General features: G+C 41.2%; 18 protein-coding genes. 9 read left to right on the top strand and 9 right to left on the bottom strand.

Annotated elements, in window-relative coordinates; genetic code table 11:
- Nucleotides 1-124 precede the first annotated feature (124 nt).
- Entirely contained in the window at nucleotides 125-652 is a 528-nt protein-coding gene (locus ACLJJ6_RS08840) for a GNAT family N-acetyltransferase (RefSeq protein WP_412989056.1), read from the top strand.
- On the opposite strand, the gene ACLJJ6_RS08845 is transcribed toward ACLJJ6_RS08840, so the two are convergent.
- The gene (locus ACLJJ6_RS08845) at nucleotides 649-1,476 is read right to left on the bottom strand and encodes a ribonuclease H family protein (RefSeq protein WP_412989058.1); all 828 of its coding nucleotides are present in this window, start codon (nucleotides 1,474-1,476) and stop codon (nucleotides 649-651) included. The two genes, ACLJJ6_RS08840 and ACLJJ6_RS08845, sit on opposite strands and share 4 nt — an antisense overlap.
- A 301-nt stretch (nucleotides 1,477-1,777) precedes the next feature.
- Here ACLJJ6_RS08845 and istA point away from each other — a divergent pair, with 301 nt between their 5' ends.
- The 3 genes from istA (at nucleotide 1,778) to ACLJJ6_RS08860 (ending at nucleotide 5,136) form a co-directional block, all read left to right on the top strand.
- Nucleotides 1,778-2,992: an IS21 family transposase gene (gene istA / locus ACLJJ6_RS08850; RefSeq protein WP_260210390.1), complete on the top strand. Its 1,215-nt coding sequence runs from the start codon at nucleotides 1,778-1,780 to the stop codon at nucleotides 2,990-2,992.
- A complete protein-coding gene (gene istB, locus ACLJJ6_RS08855) occupies nucleotides 2,979-3,809 on the top strand; it encodes an IS21-like element helper ATPase IstB (RefSeq protein WP_412988384.1) in 831 nt (276 codons plus the stop codon). The genes istA and istB overlap by 14 nt, the downstream gene beginning before the upstream one ends.
- A gap of 85 nt (nucleotides 3,810-3,894) precedes the next feature.
- Complete coding sequence (locus ACLJJ6_RS08860; protein ID WP_412988599.1) at nucleotides 3,895-5,136, top strand: ISL3 family transposase; 1,242 nt, start codon at nucleotides 3,895-3,897, stop codon at nucleotides 5,134-5,136.
- A 189-nt stretch (nucleotides 5,137-5,325) separates the two neighbouring features.
- On the opposite strand, the gene ACLJJ6_RS08865 is transcribed toward ACLJJ6_RS08860, so the two are convergent.
- Both ACLJJ6_RS08865 and ACLJJ6_RS08870 read right to left on the bottom strand, forming a co-directional pair.
- Nucleotides 5,326-5,505, bottom strand: coding sequence for a hypothetical protein (locus ACLJJ6_RS08865; RefSeq protein WP_412989060.1), 180 nt, complete (start codon nucleotides 5,503-5,505; stop codon nucleotides 5,326-5,328).
- A 475-nt stretch (nucleotides 5,506-5,980) separates the two neighbouring features.
- On the bottom strand, nucleotides 5,981-7,294 hold the full coding sequence (locus ACLJJ6_RS08870; RefSeq protein ID WP_412989061.1) for an NCS2 family permease: 1,314 nt from the start codon (nucleotides 7,292-7,294) through the stop codon (nucleotides 5,981-5,983).
- 283 nt (nucleotides 7,295-7,577) lie between these two features.
- Here ACLJJ6_RS08870 and ACLJJ6_RS08875 point away from each other — a divergent pair, with 283 nt between their 5' ends.
- Nucleotides 7,578-8,537: a hypothetical protein gene (locus ACLJJ6_RS08875; RefSeq protein WP_412989063.1), complete on the top strand. Its 960-nt coding sequence runs from the start codon at nucleotides 7,578-7,580 to the stop codon at nucleotides 8,535-8,537.
- 34 nt (nucleotides 8,538-8,571) lie between these two features.
- Here ACLJJ6_RS08875 and ACLJJ6_RS08880 read toward each other — a convergent pair whose 3' ends face one another.
- Both ACLJJ6_RS08880 and ACLJJ6_RS08885 read right to left on the bottom strand, forming a co-directional pair.
- Nucleotides 8,572-10,491: a M13 family metallopeptidase gene (locus tag ACLJJ6_RS08880; protein ID WP_412989065.1), complete on the bottom strand. Its 1,920-nt coding sequence runs from the start codon at nucleotides 10,489-10,491 to the stop codon at nucleotides 8,572-8,574.
- 70 nt (nucleotides 10,492-10,561) lie between these two features.
- Nucleotides 10,562-11,533: an asparaginase gene (locus ACLJJ6_RS08885; RefSeq protein WP_412989067.1), complete on the bottom strand. Its 972-nt coding sequence runs from the start codon at nucleotides 11,531-11,533 to the stop codon at nucleotides 10,562-10,564.
- Nucleotides 11,534-11,707: 174 nt separating this feature from the next.
- On the opposite strand from ACLJJ6_RS08885, the gene ACLJJ6_RS08890 reads away from it, so the two are divergent.
- A complete protein-coding gene (locus ACLJJ6_RS08890; RefSeq protein ID WP_412989069.1) occupies nucleotides 11,708-12,466 on the top strand; it encodes a potassium channel family protein in 759 nt (252 codons plus the stop codon).
- A 102-nt stretch (nucleotides 12,467-12,568) separates the two neighbouring features.
- On the opposite strand, the gene ACLJJ6_RS08895 is transcribed toward ACLJJ6_RS08890, so the two are convergent.
- Together ACLJJ6_RS08895 and ACLJJ6_RS08900 are read right to left on the bottom strand one after the other, a co-directional pair.
- Complete coding sequence (locus ACLJJ6_RS08895) at nucleotides 12,569-12,895, bottom strand: heavy metal-binding domain-containing protein (RefSeq protein ID WP_412989071.1); 327 nt, start codon at nucleotides 12,893-12,895, stop codon at nucleotides 12,569-12,571.
- A gap of 525 nt (nucleotides 12,896-13,420) precedes the next feature.
- A complete protein-coding gene (locus ACLJJ6_RS08900) occupies nucleotides 13,421-14,071 on the bottom strand; it encodes an MIP/aquaporin family protein (RefSeq protein WP_412989072.1) in 651 nt (216 codons plus the stop codon).
- A gap of 210 nt (nucleotides 14,072-14,281) precedes the next feature.
- Between ACLJJ6_RS08900 and ACLJJ6_RS08905 the strand changes: the two genes are divergently transcribed.
- The 3 genes from ACLJJ6_RS08905 to ACLJJ6_RS08915 all read left to right on the top strand — a co-directional run bounded on the left by ACLJJ6_RS08905 (nucleotide 14,282) and on the right by ACLJJ6_RS08915 (nucleotide 16,123).
- A complete protein-coding gene (locus ACLJJ6_RS08905) occupies nucleotides 14,282-14,716 on the top strand; it encodes a hypothetical protein (RefSeq protein ID WP_412989073.1) in 435 nt (144 codons plus the stop codon).
- Between the two features lie 231 nt (nucleotides 14,717-14,947).
- On the top strand, nucleotides 14,948-15,676 hold the full coding sequence (locus ACLJJ6_RS08910) for a C40 family peptidase (RefSeq protein ID WP_412989074.1): 729 nt from the start codon (nucleotides 14,948-14,950) through the stop codon (nucleotides 15,674-15,676).
- 123 nt (nucleotides 15,677-15,799) lie between these two features.
- Complete coding sequence (locus ACLJJ6_RS08915; RefSeq protein ID WP_412989076.1) at nucleotides 15,800-16,123, top strand: DUF4870 domain-containing protein; 324 nt, start codon at nucleotides 15,800-15,802, stop codon at nucleotides 16,121-16,123.
- Between the two features lie 947 nt (nucleotides 16,124-17,070).
- Here ACLJJ6_RS08915 and ACLJJ6_RS08920 read toward each other — a convergent pair.
- A complete protein-coding gene (locus tag ACLJJ6_RS08920) occupies nucleotides 17,071-18,312 on the bottom strand; it encodes an ISL3 family transposase (RefSeq protein ID WP_412988180.1) in 1,242 nt (413 codons plus the stop codon).
- Between the two features lie 220 nt (nucleotides 18,313-18,532).
- A complete protein-coding gene (locus ACLJJ6_RS08925; RefSeq protein WP_412989077.1) occupies nucleotides 18,533-19,522 on the bottom strand; it encodes a ribose-phosphate diphosphokinase in 990 nt (329 codons plus the stop codon).
- Nucleotides 19,523-19,574: the final 52 nt, after the last annotated feature.

A 19,574-nucleotide genomic window follows, 5' to 3' on the forward strand; every position in this document is an offset into this window, starting at 1 on the left:
GCTTATCCCCCTTTTTTATGCCCATTGTAGGGATTTTTCCAAGAAATTCCAAGCAAATTTACTTGGCAGAATACCAAAATAGGTTATGCTAGTCTTATGATCAAAACAGAATGAGGAGACCGTTATGGAAAAGTTTGAAAAGTATCACCCAATTCTTACCCCGCATTACACCTTAGATTGGTTAACTGCCGTGAATGTGATCGATATTTATAACCTGCGCCATAATGCAGAAAATGCGCGTTTGAGTGCACGTGCCGTTGATACAGACGTCAAACAAACCGCGGATTACGTGAATCGGACCATGCATGCCATTATGACTAACAAGGCGTTAATGTGGGCAATTCTAGATCGCAAAACAGACAAATTTCTCGGAACCTTTTGTATTTGGCAATTTGACGAAAACCGCACCACAGCCACGATCAAGTTTGAGATTTCGCCTGACCAACAAAATCATGGCATCATGTCCGAAGTGCTGAACAGGATGGTCCAGTTTGCGTTCACAGAATTGGGCCTCCAAACGCTTTTAGCTAGCACTCAGCCTACCAATCAGGCTGCTTTAACGGTCCTGAAGAATAATGGCTTTCAAATGAGCGCTACAACAGAAAAAGACACGATTAAGCTCAAATTAACCGTGTCTTCTCGAGAAGGCTAGTCATTATACCATTCTAAATCTTCTAAACTCTTTTTTATGGCATCCACCGATTGTTGTTGGCTTTCGGGAAGGATGCTTTTTTGTGACCCAGATTTTTGCCGTGTTTCTTCCGATTTAGCCGTTGGGATGGTCATTTGATCCATAGTTTGGTTAAGTAGTTGATCCACAAAAACATTGCCGGCATTGTCCGCATGGCCTTTGGTCCAGTAAAAATGCAGCTGTGTAAACTTAGCCAGTAAATGATCCAATTGTTGCCATAATTCGCGATTTGCTAATGGTTGTCCACCACTGCGTTGCCAACCACGTCGTTTCCATCCCGCCAACCAGTGTTTTTGAATGGCATTCAAAACATACTGGGAGTCGGCGACAATCCCAATCGCAACGTGTGGGTCCACATGTCTGGTTAACCATTGCAAGGCCTCAACCAGTGCCATAATCTCCATACGATTATTGGTCGCCCCAAACTCACCGGCTGAATCCGAGTGTTGCTCGCCGTTTTGTTCAATCAAATACGCCCAAGCGGCTTTATCAGCTTTTTTGACGTGTCCACCATTCACATTGCCAGTATTTCTGGAACCGCCGTCCGTGTACACAATGATGGCCTCCGTTGGCCCAGTTGCTGGTTTGGCTGGTTTGGCAGTGGCTTTCGTTGACCGGGTAGCACCGCCGCTTGCTAGCCACTCTTGTGCAGCTTCTCTGGTCAAGAAGCCCTTATATTTTGCGCCCGAAAACCCGTCGATCATTTTTTTAGTCGTTGCCCAATCTGTAAAAATCCCGATCTGCTTGCCCTTAGCTACGGCATAAAATTTTTTCTTTGCTGCCATTGTCTTTCTCCCCTACATGTAAGTTATCCTAGTCCAATTAGAACACATCTACAAAAGCTATGACAAGAAGAAGTGTATAAAAAAATTGGGTCTACACTTTCTGGTATTGGTGAATAACTGATACCAGTTTTTATTTTGAAAAAAAAGGACATTTGCCCTCTTTGTGTTACGATTTAATCGCCAAATAAAATCGAATGTCAGCAACGGTTGTAAAATGTTGGAAAATACCGATTAGAAAATGTCGGTTTTCCAACATTTTTTTACGGTAAACTAAACGTATCTCAAATTTGGAGGAACTGAAATGCGTTTAGATGTTGAACAGTGTGTCCAGCAATATATTATGAACAAAATAAAGCCCAACTTCGCTGAAATTGGTCGACGATATGGTGTTGATCCGCGAACGGTTAAAAGATACTACAATTTAGGGCTCACGCCCCCAGATGAGCAGCCACAACCCTTACGGCGGCCGAGTAAACTTGACGATTATCGAAAAACGATTGAAGAAAAGGTTCTAGAAGGCTGTTCGGCAACGGCAATTTATTACTTTATCAAAGAACGTGGCTATCAAGGAAAGCAAAGTATTCTCAGAGACTATTGTCGAACCATCAGAAAAGCCGCAACGAAAAAAGCCACTATCCGGATTGAAACCTCGCCAGGGCTTTCAGCCCAGGTTGATTGGAAAGAAGACTTAACATTGATTTCTCGGCATGGAGAGATTGTCAAAGGCAACATCTTCTTATATGTTTTAGGGTACTCGCGAATGAAATACATGCAATTTACCTTCAGTCGCAGCCAAACTACCTTTTTTGATTGCTTAACGAATGCCTTTTGGGCAACCGGGGGTGTGCCGAAAGAAATCTGGTTTGACAACCAAAAGGTTGTCGTCGATCATCATAAAAGTAATTTTGGTAAGCCGGTATTTAATGAAACCTTCGTTGAATACGCTAAGGACGCTTGTTTCAAGCCAATTGCTTGTCGACCGTTTCGGCCACAAACCAAAGGAAAGGTTGAGGCGTTGGCCAGAACTACTCAGCGAATTAAAGTTTACAACCATGAGTTTGAAGAGCCGCTAGACTTAGCCGAGATCGTTCATTTGACGTGTGATCAGCTGAATCATGAGAAGTCTCAGGCGACTCAAATTCCGCCTTATTTATTGCTTGATAAAGAAAAAGAGTATCTCCATGATTTTGATCATGACTTACTCGATGCCTATGCCAGCCAAACCATCGCAAGGAAAGTTAGCAAGGAATCAATGATTGTCTTTCAAAATCGGAAATACTCCGTCCCCATCAGATATATTGACGAAACCGTACAAATTAAACACGATGACAATACTCTATACGTTTATTATAACGGAGAACTAATTCGTTCTCACCCTATTTCACTGAAAAGATTTAATTATCTTCGCGATGACATGGAAGAGATTGTCCGATCAGACCTTTATAAGAATCGTGATGACCGAGTCATTGATGATTACGTCGACCGAAACCTGAAGATGTTTGATGAAATGGAGTGAGAAAATGGCTAATTACCAAGCGTTATACACCAACCTTAGACAATTAAAGTTAGATCGTTTCGCCGAACATTTAGGCTACCTATTGGATCATCAAGATGAAGCACCCAAGTCCTTGAGTGATGCCTTATTCGAATTGACAACGGCTGAGCTTAAATACCGGGAACAAAAAAAGATTAATTTGAGAATTAAACTAGCCCGCTTTCCATATGAAAAAACGTTAGCTGACTTTGACTTTAGCTATCAACCAGGAATTAACCAAGGGACAATTGAGGACTTGGGATCACTAAGATTCACCCAAGAGAATCAAAACATTTTGTTTATCGGCACCTCCGGTGTCGGTAAGACTCACCTAGCCACCGCCATTGGAATTGAAGGGTGTAAACAAGGAATTTCAACGCAGTTTATTCGATGTAGCGACCTCATCAACAAGCTTCAAACAGCACAAGTTCAAGGACGAAGCGAAGAAGTGTTGCGCCGGTATGCCCGTTTTCAAATTCTAATCATTGACGAGATTGGTTATCTCCCAATTGAGTCAGTGGGTGCTAAGCTGTTCTTTCAGCTAATTGAAAGACGATATGAACGGAAATCAACCATTATCACCACTAATATTCCGCTTTCTAAGTGGGGAAACACCTTTTCAGATAAGATGTTAGCTAACGCCATTTTAGACCGCTTGGTTCACCACGCTAAAGTCATCCGAATCACCGGTCGATCATATCGAATGAAGGATCATTTGATTGAAAAGAAGGATAATTCTGGACCTGATTTATCAGGTTTTAGCTCACAAAATAAAGAAAGGAGCAGTGAGACACTGTAAACCTTATCGGTAAAAAACAGCATTTTTTAATCGGCAAAAAACGACATTTTCACATCGGCGTTGACATCGAAAAGAGGAAAAACAAATGTCCCTAACTAATTCTATCCTAAGCCTATTCGAAATAACAGACCCTAATTTAACTGTAACTGAGATTACTAAGGAACATTATCCCAATGGGCAACACGTTCATGTCGTTCACGCTATCCTTTCCTATCAACTTTTAAAATGTCCTCATTGTGGCCATAAATCTCTAATCAAAAATGGAACTCACATTGGCCATCTAAGATTGGGAACCTTATCAGGTGGACGTTATGAGATGCAGCTAAAACGACAAAGATATCAATGTAAACGGTGTTTAAAAACCTGTGGTGCTCAAACTAACCTCGTTAAACGTAATGAAACTTTTACGCATAATGTGAAACATCAAGTAATTGTTCTGGCTCGGGATATGCTGACCAGTAAAGAAATCGCTAAGATTTGTGGGATTTCACCAAGTAGTGTTCAACGCATTTTAAATGCGAATATTCACTTAGCTTATCGTGTTAAAACACTCCCCCAAAATCTTTGTTTTGATGAATTCCGTTCCTGTAATCATCTAATGTCCTTTAACTGTTGCGATGCCGTTAGTCATCGCCGCATTGTGATTCTTAAGGATCGCCTTAGTAAGGATATCATTGATTACTTTGAAGCTCGCTATTCAGTTCAAGAACGTATGAAAGTTCAAACAATCACCGTTGATATGAATGCTGAGTATGCTGGCTTTATTCATCGGTTATTTCCTAAGGCAATAACCATCATTGACCGTTTCCACATTATTCAACTTGCCGGTCGGGCACTGGATAACGAACGTACACGTGTGATCCATACTTTTCAAGATAAGCATTCCCGAGTTTATCGCATTCTAAAATCGCAATGGCGTTTGTTCCATTTGGCAGAAGAAAAGGTCAATGATACTAAACTTATCTATTTACGCGGTATCAACGAATACATGACCCAACAGAACGCCATTGACCTAGCCTTAGATGAATTTCCAGAATTTAAAACTGTGTATCAAACCTATCAAGGAATTCTAACAGCCATTCAACAAAAAGATGCGGTTGGATTTAAAACCTTGATTGCCAACTACAAGGCGGCTGGCAACCAAATGGATATTACTATCTCAACTTTAATAAAGAATGGTCCTGCTGTTCTCAATAGTTGTCGTTACCCGTATTCCAACGGTCCTATTGAAGGACTAAATCGTAAAATTAAGGTGTTAAAGCGTAGCTGTTTTGGTTTTCAAAATATTCATAACTTTTTCATTCGTATCAGTTTAATTTATGCGTAAACAAAAAAAACACATTCACCGAAGTGAACATGCTTTTCAAAAATCTCTACCAATACAATTTGACAGAGACCCAAAAAATTCCTCTTGAATAAGTTTAATCAGATTAGATCAACTTATCCCAGAGGAATTGAACTTGTTACACGAAACGGAATCATCAGCATTCAAAATTGCTAGACCTCGAATTTCTATTTAGTTTGCGTACTGTTGTACTTGACCATTAGTTTTTTCGCTTAACTTGTTAAGTGCTTCTGTGATGGTAACACCACTTGCTTTAATATTTGGATCATTCTTATCGCTTGCCCAGAATAACTGCGTTTTTGTATCCAAAGCAATGCGGTAATCTTGATTACTAAAGTTTCCAAATCTCATTGTAAAACCCTCTTTCCTTTTGTTTCTCAACAAAGGTTCCAAATGAGATACGAAATATCAATACTTAAAATGAATTAATTTCTTGCAGCCGCGTTCTTCCCTTCAAAAATGATATGTCGTACCATAAATACCTTTGTCCAGCTGTGAATCGATATTTATCCTCACAACTTTAGTTCTTAATATAACACCATAAATCGCCTAAATTCAAGGAAAATGCTTAATTTAATTTCAGAACTCTGCGCAAGAAACCGTAATGGCCCTAGGACCGCTCGGCAAAACAAAAGAGGAATTCTAACACCAGCTCCTGCGGGATTGCGATCCCGCCTCCATTGCTTTCCCCTGCCTTTCTCCGCTGAGCTCTAGGACCGCTCGGCAAAACAAAAGAGGAATTCTAACACCAGCTCCTGCGGGATTGCGATCCCGCCTCCGTTGATGTTAGAATTCCTCTTTTACCTTTTTGCCTCGCGCACTTTTTCTATCCCTTACTCAAAATATACATAAAGAATATGAACACGAAGAACAACCCATACATTATCGGGTGTACCTCTTTACCCTTCTTCGCCGCAATCATCGTAATCGGATACGTTATAAAGCCCAACGCAATCCCATCCGATATACTATACGCCAACGGCATCCCAATCAATATCAAAAATGATGGAATCGCTATTTCCAGCTTTTCCCATGACACCTGCTTCATACTCTGCGCCATCAACACTCCAACAATAATCAGCGCCGGTGCCGTCACCTGATTCGTTACCACCGTCAACAACGGTGAAAAGAACATCCCTAATACAAACAAAACACCCGTTGTAACCGCCGTTAGCCCTGTTCGACCACCAACTGCAATTCCAGCCGATGATTCCACATAAGCGCCAACCGGCGACGTTCCTAACACAGAGCCCGCCAACATTGCCGTCGAATCTGACATCAACGCTTTGCCAACGCGCGGCATCTTATTATCTCTCATGAATCCAGCCTGTTGTGCCAGGCCCACCAAAGTACCTGCAGTATCAAAGAACGTCACTAACAAGAACGTTAAAACAACTACCCACAATTGAATCGTATTAATATCACCAACGTGCTGCACCCCAACCATAAAAGTGGATTTCAAACTTGGTGCTCCAGATACCCACTGTGCTGGGGCCTTAATCAAGCCTGTCACCAAGCCCAAAATAGCCGTCGCTGCCATCCCGATAAAAATAGCTCCGGGAACCCGTCTTACCATTAAAATTGCTGTTAAAATCAAACCAAAAATTGTCAGCCACGTTGTCGCCACTGTAAACGACCCTAATCCAACCACAGTCGACTTGTTGGCCACAATCAACCCACCATCATGCAGGCCAATGAAGGCAATAAATAATCCGATCCCACTAGAAATCGCATATTTTAGATCGGCAGGAATGGCATTAATAATCATTTCTCGCAATTTAAAGATCGTAATGATAACAAAGATAATGGAAGCCACAAACACCCCTGCTAATGCCGTTTGCCAAGGAATCTTCATTCCGATACAAACCGAATAAGCAAAAAAGGCATTAATACCTAAGGCCGGTGCGGTCGCAATTGGATACTTCGCCAACACACCCATTAAAATACAGCCCAGTGCACTGGCCAATGCGGTTGCTGTGAAAACGGCTCCTTTGTCCATCCCTGAAGCTCCGAGGACACTCGGATTCACAAACAGGATATAAGCCATCGAAATGAACGTCGTAAATCCGGCTAAGATTTCTCGTCTAACCGTTGTATGTAATTGATCCACTTGAAAATAATTCTTAATTTTTTCTCCCATAGGTACTTTCTCCCTTAGCATTACTGATTCAAAACTCAAAATCATGTTTTGTTCGTGTTTTGCTATTCAAACAACAATATATATCTTACAATAAAATTCTATCAAAGTAAAACACAAACTTTATTTAATTTTCCGTTATCTAATTTAAGCGATTATTCTTTTCTTGGTGACCGATCCCCTAACTTCTCCTCGTATTTCCATGCATAAGGGTGTATAATTCATATTTATGACAGTGTGTCACATCGAGGTGACTGCTGATATTTTAAAGGTAGGTTAACAAAAAATGAAAAAAATTCTATCAGGACTTGTCGGTCTTGCTGCTGTCTTGGCCTTAGCTGGTTGTGGTAATCATAAACTCACAGTAGGTTCAACCACCAAAAAGCCAAGTGGTATGGTCGCCGTCATCAAAGGCAAAACCACAAAAGGTGCCAAACTGAGTTATCAAATCGAAGGCAAATCTAAAAAAACCGTTAAAAATACGGATGGTGCGTACATCATTGAAATTCCTGCCACCACCAAAACACAGAAGGTTACGGTCACTTCGAAAGCCGGTAACGATGTGCTTACCAAAAAAATAACGGTCAAAAAAATGGCTGCCCTTGAAAACTATCATAAGTTTGCAACCAACTATAACCAAGCTGTGATCGGAATGTCACTTTCTAAAGACACGCAAAAGAAAGCTCAAGAACTCGCCGCGGCCCAGAAAAAAGCCAAGAATGCTTCCACAACTTCGGCTGCCAAAGCCAAAGCGGAAATTGCCAAATTACCAGCCGCACAGCAAAAAAAGGCACTTGCAAAACTCGCAGCGCAACAAAAGGAAATGCTTGCGTTACAAAAAGAAGCTAAAGAAGTTCAAACTGCTATGGCCAGTGCAAAAAAGAAAAATAAGGACAAATTACTGCCTACGACTTTAACGAACGGCGTGCAAAATGTCATCACAACTAAGAACTACACGGTACGTGCAAATTACCAAGATAAAAATCTGATGGGCTTAACTCTCATCGTCCCTACCAAGGCGATGAAGCATAAAGATCGCCAAAAAGATTTCGGAACCGCATTTGCGTTGTTAACCACGGAAGTTGGGGCAAAACCAAAATCAGTGATGAAGCAATTCACCAAGTTGCAAAAAGATGCTAAGAATAGCAGTAGTACTTCAACCACAACACATGTGATTAAATCAAACGGTGTTAAATTTCAAGTGGGCTACTCAACCACGCACCTCTACATTTACATTACAAAATAAAAAAATGAGATCGAAATTCGATCTCATTTTTTGTTTACCAAATTTGAACCCGTTTTTCTGGTGGTAAGTACATACCGTCATCAGGTTGAATATCAAAAGTCTCGTAAAATTCATCAAAATTCTTGACCTGAACATTTGCCCGTAGTTTATTAGGCGCATGCACATCAATCGACAATAAGAGCTGCATATACTCAGTAGTTGATTTACTCCGCCAAACAGTCGCCCAGTTCACAAAGAAGGCTTCTAAATCCGGATTTCCAGTTTTTTTCGCAGCTTCTAGCGCACAGCTCAAGCCGCCGTCATCAGCGACATTTTCTGTCACAACGAGTTTTCCGTTTACCTTGCCGCCTGCAAATGGCAAGCCGTCAAATTCTTCGACCATAGCTTGTGAACGCTTCTTAAACTCTTTCATGTCTGAATCCGTCCACCAATTGTTTAAACTGCCGTTTTCATCAAAAAGGGCGCCATTCGGATCAAAAGCATGGGAAATTTCATGAGCCATCACTGCCCCAATCCCACCGTAATTTTGACTTGGTGTTTGTGTCAAACTATAGAACGGTGCTTGAAGAATTGCCGCGGGGAAACAAATCAAGTTGCCCTCGGGCGAATAGTAGGCATTGACCGTGTCGGCACTCATTTCCCACTTTTCTTTATCCACTGGTTTATTGTACTTACTAAGATTATCTTCCGTAAAAATCCGTGAAAATTCCTGCACGTTGCTCAGCAAGCTACCACCATCTTCCACAGTAGTGGTGTGCAGGCGCTTATAGACCTCTTCCATTTTATCAGGATAACCGACATGAATATCCATGGCATCCAATTTAACGACCGCTTTTTCCCGCGTGCCTTGGCTCAACCAGGTATTGTTTTGCAAACGCTCCTTATAAACGCCCGTCATCGCCACGACCATGTCATGCACATCTTGTTTGGCCTTTTCACCAAAGTACTTTTTACCATAGTAGTCACCAACAACTTGGCTGAACGTCCGACGAGCTAGATAGAAGGCACTCTTTTGTTGCTTCATCGTTTCTTTTTGACCTGATAGCGCCCGTCGATACGTACTACCAATTTGACGGAATTCCTCACTAAGATAGCCCGTAAACTGACGAACAGTGTTAACCAGCAACCAATTTTTGAAAATAGGGAAAGTATCTTCATTCACAAACGAGGTAAAGTTTTCGAAGAATTTCGGCTCTGTCACAATGACTTGTTCAGGCGTTTGCCCTAACAATTCGCTAACTGCATCACCGACTTCAAAGACACCTAACTGTTTAACCAGATCAGAAAAGGCAATCGGATTGTAAAGTTTGGCAACATCGCTCATTTCTTCGGAATTTTTCTTAAACGGTGCCATGGAAGCATCAAATTCCTTCGCATCGGCCACAATTGCCTTAGCTTCGTCAGCTGATTTACCGACCATGGTTAACAGTTTTTCTGCCATTTGCGTGAAAACTGCCAGCAATTGCGGACCAGCCTGATTATCTTTGTCATAATAAGTCTTATCAGGCAAGATTAAGTTGCCACCCTCAGCCCAAAGGACGTTCAACTTTGTTTTTCCCTGGCTCTTAAGATCAGGGTCAACGCCCAAGCTAAATGGAATTGGTAAACCAGCTAAAGTCCATTCTTTGAACTGTTTAACCATGTCAGCAAAACTTTCTAAAGCCTCTACCTTTTCAAGATAAGGTTTCAAGGGTTCCGCCCCATCTTGATCGCGCTTTTCAAAATTAGCAGCGACATCGTAGAATTTTAAGAATTCTTTGATTAACGCATCATCGGTCGTCAATTTTCCCGATTTCATATCGGCAAAATCAGCCATGAGCTTTTTGTCAACATCGTCTACTAAATCCATAAAACCACCGGTTGAGGAGTGATCACTGGGAATTTCAGCGGTCTTTAACCATTCTCCATTCACAGCGTCATAAAAATCATTTTTTACTTTTGTTGCATCTAGCATTTTATCCCACCCTTTATTTTCAGATAGCCATAGTATAGCGCATTTTTAATTTTCTCACAAAATTTTAATTTTACGATACTGCATTACTAATATAATCCCGCAATGTTTGGTCCTTTAAACCAGCGCTAATCCCGATCAACAACTTGATACGGGCTTTGGGTCCGTTTAGCCCCTGGCAAAAAGTCACCCCCATGCGTTCCAAGTCGATTCCACCGCCTGGATAGTCATAGATTGGTTCTGCCACCCCGTTATAACAGCGTGACACCATCACCACAGGGATGTGGTGATCTAAGAGCTGTTGAATCGCTGCAACCGTCTCTAACGGCATGTTGCCAGCGCCTAGCCCTTCAATCACCAACCCATTCGTCTCAGGCTGATCCAAACATTGTAATAAACTTGCAGGCATCCCTGCGTAGGCTTTAAGGAGATAAACATTATGCTTCAAATGATCAATTGGCACGACCGTTTGTTGTATCAATTCCTGAAAGTAATGAATGCCACGCTTGCCGACTAGCCCGATTGGTCCAAAAGTCGGTGTGCGGAAAGTGTCCACATTAGTCGTGTGCGTTTTCGTCACATAACGGGCAGTGTGGATCTCATCATTCATCACCACCAAAACGCCCTTATCAAGGGATTCATCTGCCGCTGCAGTCAACACAGCACTTTGAAAGTTGTACACACCATCCGAGCCAATTTCATTTGATGAGCGCATGGCTCCCGTTAGCACGATGGGAAGATGGTTAGGCAACGTTAAATCCAAAAAGTAAGCCGTCTCTTCTAAGGTATCCGTCCCATGTGTAATGACGATCCCGTCATAAGCTTCCCTTTCCGCTTGTTTAACGCGTTTTTGAATTATCAACATATCATCCGGAGTAATATGTTCTGATGGCTTATTTAGCACCGCCTCGTTTGTCAGATTGATATTATCATCAATAAAACGACTGTCTAATAGTGGATTTTCTTCATTGGTGGAAACTTCACCCAAGTCGTTTGCAGACATTGAGATCGTCCCACCTGTATGTAAGGCTAGTATTTTTTTCACAACTGCGACCTCCCTAAAAACTTTTTCTATCCCGATTCTAAATGATTTGCGCCGAAGTTACTAGTTTCGCTGAAAGTGTTTTTTAAAATTTTCTTGCGTTTAAATATTCGGTGGTTTACACATTTTTTCAAAGGTTTAGAATAAGGTTAACATTTAAAGTGACAGGTGAGTAGGATGATTCGAAAACAACAACAGTGGTTATTGGGGTACCACCTTACGATTGGCGCATTAGCGCTGCTTTCTAGCGGAATTGCCTTTTCTACTTTTTTCACGCACATCAACCTTCAAAATGGCCCACTGGGCATCTTTATGAATACGACTTTAGGTATCTTTTGGATTGATTATTTTGTCCGTTTCTTTTGGTCCAAAAATAAAAAGAGCTTTTTGATCGACAATTCCTTTGATATGTTAGGATTAGTCCCACTCCACCCAATCTTTGCCGTCTTTCGAATTGAACGTGTCATTCGAATTATCCGCTTTTATCACCTTTTTTGGCGGCTAGGCCTTGATGGCAAATTCACCAAAACGGTGCACCGTTTCTTCTATTCAACTGGGTTTGTCTACCTGCTTTATGTCAGTGTCGTCATCCTAGTTCTCAGCGCACTGTTATACTCGATTGTTGAAAAAATATCGCTTGCCAATGCCTTGTGGTGGGCTATTACTACCGCCACAACCGTTGGCTACGGGGATATTTCTCCGCACAGTGCCATTGGTAAAATTATTGCTTCCGTCTTGATGCTTGGCGGAATTGGTTTTATTGGTTTATTGACCAGTACGATTACGGGATTCTTTACATCTAATAGCACCAATATGGAGGACACCGATATCAATCTGTTGCTCAAAAAAATTGATGACTTATCAGATCAAGTCGCACAACTCCAAAAAGAAGTGTCAAAAAATCAGCGAAAAACCCATCACAAAAAGAAATCCTAAAATTTTGAAAAGGCGACGACATGCGCTTAGTTATCGAGCATGCCATCGCCTTTTTAGCAAGCAAAACCGCTATTAAACGTGGCTTTGTTTGTTCGCTACCCATTAATGGATAAACTTCACTGCGGTGCCATAAGCAGCCACAGTTTCCATATCCTGACTAATCGAGTCTGAATCAAACCGCATCATCACGACCGCATCCGCACCCATTTCAACAGCATTACTTCTAAGCCGTGAAATTGCGGTGTCACGTGCTTCCGTTAATAATTCCGAGTAAGCTTTAATTTCACCTCCGACAATATTCTTTAATCCTGCGCCAATATTCTTAATCACATTTTTGGACTGTGTTGTTAACCCGAAGACTTCTCCAATGATCTCGTAATCGTGACCCGGAATATTTTCCGTTGTGGTCACCAAGATTTTATCTGCCATAATTTTTTCCTCCCAATAAAAGACCTTCATTAAATCCGCTAAATCAGCTGTATTATAGCATGAAAGCCATTACTTTTATTAGTGGTTAAGAATTATAATATTAAAAAATTTCCATCGTCACTTTGGCTGCATTTCTTACCCGCTCGGCAAAACAAAAGGGAAACCTTAAGTACAACTCCTGCGGGATTGCGATCCCGCACTACGTCAGTTATATCGGTTGGTTTCGTCCCGAAACCCTCTTCTTCCGGACGATGTCGATTCTTGTGGCCCACTTCGCCGCAAGAACTCGCCTCCGCTGCTTTCCCCTGCCTTTCTCCGCTGAGCTTTAGGACCGCTCGGCAAAACAAAAGAGGAATTCTAACACCAGCTCCTGCGGGATTGCGATCCCGCCTCCACTGCTTTTCTCCGCTGAGCTCTAGGACCGCTCGGCAAAACAAAAGGGAGACCTTAAGTACAACTCCTGCGGGATTGCGATCCCGCCTCCATTGCACTTAAGGTCTCCCTTTTACCGTTTTGCCTCGCGCACTATTCTTCACTACCCATAAAACTTCCTACACCTGCTGCCAACACCGCTCCTAACAGTGGTGCCACCAAGTACAACCAATAATGCGCCATCGCCGTACCACCAACAAACAACGCCGGTCCAAAACTCCGCGCCGGATTCAACGATCCTCCTGTCAAGTTCAACGCCACAATAATCATCAGCGCCAACGTCACACCAATCACCAATCCTGCAAAGTTCGCATTTCCCCATTTATTACTTGTCACCAGTAAAATTACCAGAATAAATAGGAATGTAACCAACGTTTCCGTAATGAACGCGCCGCCAACCGAAATGTTGGGAAAGTCCGTTTGCCCTAAGCTCTTCGTTGACAGTCCTAATTCGTGCACTAAATCAAAAACAATTGCTGAAGCCAAAATTGCACCCACAAACTGCGCAATGACATAGCCAACAAAATCTTTCACACTCAATCGGCGATTAATCAGCATTGCCAATGACACCGCTGGATTAAAATGACCACCCGAAATTGCCCCCACTGAGTACGCCATAATTGTGACAGCTAAACCGAACGCCAATCCAATTGTCAGCGTGCCTCCTTTAGCCACCGTAACCGTCGCTGTCCCGACAAAGACCAATACAAATGTCCCGATAAGTTCTGCTAAATATTTTCTCATGTCACCATCTCCCATGTATTATAAATATTGAATACTTACCATCTAACAAAAATTATAGATTAATTTGGCTAAGGAAACAATCTTGAACGCCTAATTTTTTATTATTTTTCTTAATATACCTTTAAAATTGGTCATCTCAGACGTTTAGATGGCGTATATTATTCATTCTTATGGTAAAATATAACCAATATATTTTTGGGAGGAATGACCATGAGCCAAATCGATGTCAAGTTAATCACAGAACCGACTGCAAAAGAATTTCTAATCGACTACAAAGAACAAAAGCGCAACAACAACGTTCCTGAACTTAAAACTCAAGGCCACTTTATTCTGCCGGATTACAAATTAACCAGACAGCGTAAAGCGTTCAAAATCATGAAACATACCTACCTCACCAAACATTATAAATCCTACGTTGCCTTCGATTCCGACAACGAACATACTTTGTGGATGAAAAACTTCGCTAGTCTGACCGAGGCGGTTTTCTGGCTCGAAACCGGCTTAGACATTGGCGACACAGATACACGTTCGACTTATAAAGACTGGAAAGCGAAGCACAACGATGAAATCGAGGCTTTAAAAGATCAGCTCCGCCAATTAAAAAAGCAACGCACACAAAAAGTACCTTTAGATAATGCCAACTAATTATTGCTAATCTTACATTTTAAATCGAGCAGAATCCTCATCGCCACTTTTAGTTCCATGCCATTATTGCTAAAGTTCTTCCTTACATTTCGGGAAGAACTTTTTTTGGTGTCCATAACTTATTACAAGCGTTGCAGGGCGTTTAATCACATTGAGACATCATGGTTACCGACCTGTAACATTTATCCCGTAAGATAGGAACAACATAATTTGCACGGGGGCCATACATATATGAAACACTTTATAAAATTATTCGCGTTTTTGACTGCCCTACTGGGCTTTGTGACCATCCAAACTCCTTCAGCCAAGGCCGCAACCACCTATCGCGTCGTCTCCACCAAAAATGTGACGGCGAAAAACTACATCCGCGTCAGCGCCAAAGGAACTTTATTTACCTTAAAAGGAAGTTCTTACGTGAGCTTTCGTGCTGCCCACTACTTAAAAAATTATCCCAACACCACTTGGCGGGTCACAAAATCACGGATTATTTTAAAAAATGGTGTCCGTACTCAGTACTACTTCGCCACCAGTGCAAACGGACGTGCTTCCGGTTGGGTCTGGCACGGCTATCTAAAGGTAAAACCAAGTACGGTTACCTATGCCAAGGTTTATAGCGAGGCACGCAAGCAACTAGGCAAACGTTACGTTTATGGTGCGTGCGGACCGAATTCTTTCGATTGTTCTGGACTTTGCAAATACGTTTTTAGTAAATCCATCAAAAAAACGCTGCCCCGCACAGCTCAATCGCAATATAACAAGTACAAAAAAGTTTCTACGAGCAGCCGGAAAAAGGGAGATCTTGTCTTCTTCGGCAGCAGTAAAAAACGCATCACCCATGTCGGGATTTATGTCGGGAGCGGGAAAATGATCGATGCCCAAAATCGCGGTGTCATTACCGAAAAGGTCGCTTCTCCATGGTGGCATTGTGTCGGTTATTGTCGTCCGGCTACCCTTCACTAAGTGATATACGCAAGTAATCCAGCCAAGCGCTGGATTTTTTGTATCTAATAATCATATAACTAGGATTGCCGTCGCAAATTCGGTAGAATGAACTTAGAAAACAAGGATCGGAGGTTGTTGCTAATGACAACTGAAAATAAATTATTGAGCTCTCTATCGTATTTAAGCGTCTTATTTCTTCCCGTACTTTTTCCACTAATTGTACTGGTCTTAACCAGTGACCGGCCGTGGGTACGCCATCATGCAACTAATGCCCTGCTTCTCCATTTACTGCCCGCGGTCCTACTAGTGGGAATTGCCATTATCGCTGGAATAATGGGCATTACGACTAACAATGCTGCCTCCGTTGGCTGGCTGCTCATCATTTTACTTGGTCTGTTTGCACTCGTCGCTGCTGCCTTTTTTATCTACAGCATTTATACAGGCATTAAAATTTTGGTCAATTAATTGCTATTAAAGCCACGTATTTCAGCATTGAAAGGCGTGGCTTTTTTTGTCTTTTAAAATATCTTTGTTTTATGTTGCAAGCGGTTACATCATGTGCTAATATAATAAGTGAGGAAAGGGAATGAAAGATTTCCAATTAACTCAAACTTCTCAAAGTGTCTTAGGTCAGTCGCTGGTTGTCGATAGTGATCTAACGTAGAGACACAGCCAAAGATCATGTGGTGAAGGCTTATCAATCATGGGCATCACGTAAAAGTTTTGCTTGTTGAAAAACATGTGAGCAGTTTACAGTCAGATAAAAGTGTACGATTGGCTCAAAAGTTTTGGTGCGCGATTCATGAGAGTATGATTTTGATACCTTGAATCATGAGCATCGGTTTCCAAGGTTTTGATGTTGAAAGACATGTTGAGCAGCATAGATTAAGTAGTACTTGGCTCAAAAATCTCGATGTGCGATTGATAGGTGCATGGTTCCTTGGTAAATAACAACTGATTTTTGGTATATGTGTAATTAAACTTCGGTTTAAGTAGGTGTTGCCAATGACAAGAGTTACCGTAAGTTAGAAATAACTTACAAAGTTCCAATTATTAAAACGATTAATTAATGTGTAACTAGTACGTTTGCGGAGGTATTTAGGATAAAAAAACTAATTTCTTCCAAAACCGTCTTTAATCACCGTTAGCCTGTATTTTGTGTAAGAATCACGTGAGAATTTAACTTACGCTGAATCACATTAGCAGATTTTGACAACGACGATCACAGGTAGGTCAGGTTCACGACGGTAGAACAATTGAACATGAAGGTGTAAAGTTATTAACAATATTGAATTTGAAGATGTTAATTGCGAAATCCTTTCCTCGTAGTAGACTTTAAGGGGTCTCTGTCAAATTGTATTGGTGGAGATTTTTGAAAAGCATGTTCACTTCGGTGAATGTGCTTTTTTTGTTTACGCATAAATTAAACTGATACGAATGAAAAAGTTATGAATATTTTGAAAACCAAAACAGCTACGCTTTAACACCTTAATTTTACGATTTAGTCCTTCAATAGGACCGTTGGAATACGGATAACGACAACTATTGAGAACAGCAGGACCATTCTTTATTAAAGTTGAGATAGTAATATCCATTTGGTTGCCAGCCGCCTTGTAGTTGGCAATCAAGGTTTTAAATCCAACCGCATCTTTTTGTTGAATGGCTGTTAGAATTCCTTGATAGGTTTGATACACAGTTTTAAATTCTGGAAATTCATCTAAGGCTAGGTCAATGGCGTTCTGTTGGGTCATGTATTCGTTGATACCGTGTAAATAGATAAGTTTAGTATCATTGACCTTTTCTTCTGCCAAATGGAACAAACGCCATTGAGATTTTAGAATGCGATAAACTCGGGAATGCTTATCTTGAAAAGTATGGATCACACGTGTACGTTCGTTATCCAGTGCCCGACCGGCAAGTTGAATAATGTGGAAACGGTCAATGATGGTTATTGCCTTAGGAAATAACCGATGAATAAAGCCAGCATACTCAGCATTCATATCAACGGTGATTGTTTGAACTTTCATACGTTCTTGAACTGAATAGCGAGCTTCAAAGTAATCAATGATATCCTTACTAAGGCGATCCTTAAGAATCACAATGCGGCGATGACTAACGGCATCGCAACAGTTAAAGGACATTAGATGATTACAGGAACGGAATTCATCAAAACAAAGATTTTGGGGGAGTGTTTTAACACGATAAGCTAAGTGAATATTCGCATTTAAAATGCGTTGAACACTACTTGGTGAAATCCCACAAATCTTAGCGATTTCTTTACTGGTCAGCATATCCCGAGCCAGAACAATTACTTGATGTTTCACATTATGCGTAAAAGTTTCATTACGTTTAACGAGGTTAGTTTGAGCACCACAGGTTTTTAAACACCGTTTACATTGATATCTTTGTCGTTTTAGCTGCATCTCATAACGTCCACCTGATAAGGTTCCCAATCTTAGATGGCCAATGTGAGTTCCATTTTTGATTAGAGATTTATGGCCACAATGAGGACATTTTAAAAGTTGATAGGAAAGGATAGCGTGAACGACATGAACGTGTTGCCCATTGGGATAATGTTCCTTAGTAATCTCAGTTACAGTTAAATTAGGGTCTGTTATTTCGAATAGGCTTAGGATAGAATTAGTTAGGGACATTTGTTTTTCCTCTTTTCGATTTTATTAGGCGATTAAATCGTAACACAAAGAGGGCAAATGTCCTTTTTTTTTTCAAAATAAAAACTGGTATCAGTTATTCACCAATACCAGAAAGTGTAGACCCACTTTAAGCTTTGAGAAGAACTTAAAGTCTACTTTTTTTGTGCCTTTTTTTGCAAAAAAATAGAGGTCAGCAATGAGCTGCTAGCCTCTATTAACCCTAACTTCTCTGTGCTTCTTCTTTGCTGAAGCGATTGTTGAACAATGGACTAACTGGTTTGTTTTCGTGAATCAAACGAATTGCTTCCCCAATTAATGGTCCCACAGAAATCTGGGTAATTTTATCTATTTTCTTTTCTTCTGGTAAATTAATCGAATCTGTCACAATCAACTGCTTGATTGGTGAATTGGCAATTCTTTCAATCGCTGGTCCTGACAAAACGGGGTGGGTACAACTTGCATAAACTTCTTTTGCACCAGCATCCATCAATGCTTGGGCACCCAACGTAATGGTCCCCGCCGTATCAATCATATCATCAATCATAATGCAACGTTTGCCTTTGACTTCACCAATAATGTTCATGACTTCCGCCACATTTGCCCGCGGACGTCGTTTATCAATGATAGCGATTGGTGCTTTCAAAAATTCAGCTAGTTTGCGCGCACGTGTCACCCCACCATGGTCCGGTGAAACCACCACGGCATCTTCATCGAGCTGATGTTCAATAAAATAATCCGCTAATAAAGGCGCACCCATTAAATGATCCATCGGAATATCAAAGAATCCTTGAATTTGAGCAGCATGCAAATCAAGCGCAATAATACGTGTTGCACCGGCCTTTTCAATCATATCAGCAACCAATTTTGCTGTAATTGGCTCCCGTGATCGTGCTTTACGATCTTGGCGTGCGTAGCCATAATATGGAATCACCACATTAATGGTTTGTGCACTAGCTCTCCTCAGCGCATCAATCATGATCAAAAGTTCCATCAAATTATCATTAACCGGTGCTGAAGTGGATTGAATAATATAAACTTGATCCCCACGAATACTTTCTTCGATGTTGATTCTAATCTCACCATCGCTAAAACGATCAACAGACGTCTTACCCAGCTTTACACCAACTGCTTCAGCGATTTTTTCCGCTAAAGGCTTGTTTGAATTCAAAGCAAAAATCTTCAGCTTTGGATCAGAATATTGTCCAGACATGAAATCCTCCAATAATGATTATTAAGAATCTGTTCGATTACCACTATATATA

The sequence above is a fragment of the Pediococcus siamensis genome (assembly GCF_047220215.1).
In the GTDB taxonomy this organism is placed as follows: domain Bacteria; phylum Bacillota; class Bacilli; order Lactobacillales; family Lactobacillaceae; genus Pediococcus; species Pediococcus siamensis.

Coding starts and splice junctions, on each gene's coding strand:
- ACLJJ6_RS08880 (WP_412989065.1), bottom strand. CDS start 10,491: ATGCTAGATGCAACAAAAGTAAAAAATGATTTTTATGACGCTGTGAAT.
- istB (WP_412988384.1), top strand. CDS start 2,979: ATGAAATGGAGTGAGAAAATGGCTAATTACCAAGCGTTATACACCAAC.
- ACLJJ6_RS08895 (WP_412989071.1), bottom strand. CDS start 12,895: ATGGCAGATAAAATCTTGGTGACCACAACGGAAAATATTCCGGGTCAC.
- ACLJJ6_RS08915 (WP_412989076.1), top strand. CDS start 15,800: ATGACAACTGAAAATAAATTATTGAGCTCTCTATCGTATTTAAGCGTC.
- ACLJJ6_RS08845 (WP_412989058.1), bottom strand. CDS start 1,476: ATGGCAGCAAAGAAAAAATTTTATGCCGTAGCTAAGGGCAAGCAGATC.
- ACLJJ6_RS08905 (WP_412989073.1), top strand. CDS start 14,282: ATGAGCCAAATCGATGTCAAGTTAATCACAGAACCGACTGCAAAAGAA.
- ACLJJ6_RS08910 (WP_412989074.1), top strand. CDS start 14,948: ATGAAACACTTTATAAAATTATTCGCGTTTTTGACTGCCCTACTGGGC.
- ACLJJ6_RS08840 (WP_412989056.1), top strand. CDS start 125: ATGGAAAAGTTTGAAAAGTATCACCCAATTCTTACCCCGCATTACACC.
- ACLJJ6_RS08860 (WP_412988599.1), top strand. CDS start 3,895: ATGTCCCTAACTAATTCTATCCTAAGCCTATTCGAAATAACAGACCCT.
- ACLJJ6_RS08925 (WP_412989077.1), bottom strand. CDS start 19,522: ATGTCTGGACAATATTCTGATCCAAAGCTGAAGATTTTTGCTTTGAAT.
- istA (WP_260210390.1), top strand. CDS start 1,778: ATGCGTTTAGATGTTGAACAGTGTGTCCAGCAATATATTATGAACAAA.
- ACLJJ6_RS08870 (WP_412989061.1), bottom strand. CDS start 7,294: ATGGGAGAAAAAATTAAGAATTATTTTCAAGTGGATCAATTACATACA.
- ACLJJ6_RS08875 (WP_412989063.1), top strand. CDS start 7,578: ATGAAAAAAATTCTATCAGGACTTGTCGGTCTTGCTGCTGTCTTGGCC.
- ACLJJ6_RS08865 (WP_412989060.1), bottom strand. CDS start 5,505: ATGAGATTTGGAAACTTTAGTAATCAAGATTACCGCATTGCTTTGGAT.
- ACLJJ6_RS08920 (WP_412988180.1), bottom strand. CDS start 18,312: ATGTCCCTAACTAATTCTATCCTAAGCCTATTCGAAATAACAGACCCT.
- ACLJJ6_RS08890 (WP_412989069.1), top strand. CDS start 11,708: ATGATTCGAAAACAACAACAGTGGTTATTGGGGTACCACCTTACGATT.
- ACLJJ6_RS08900 (WP_412989072.1), bottom strand. CDS start 14,071: ATGAGAAAATATTTAGCAGAACTTATCGGGACATTTGTATTGGTCTTT.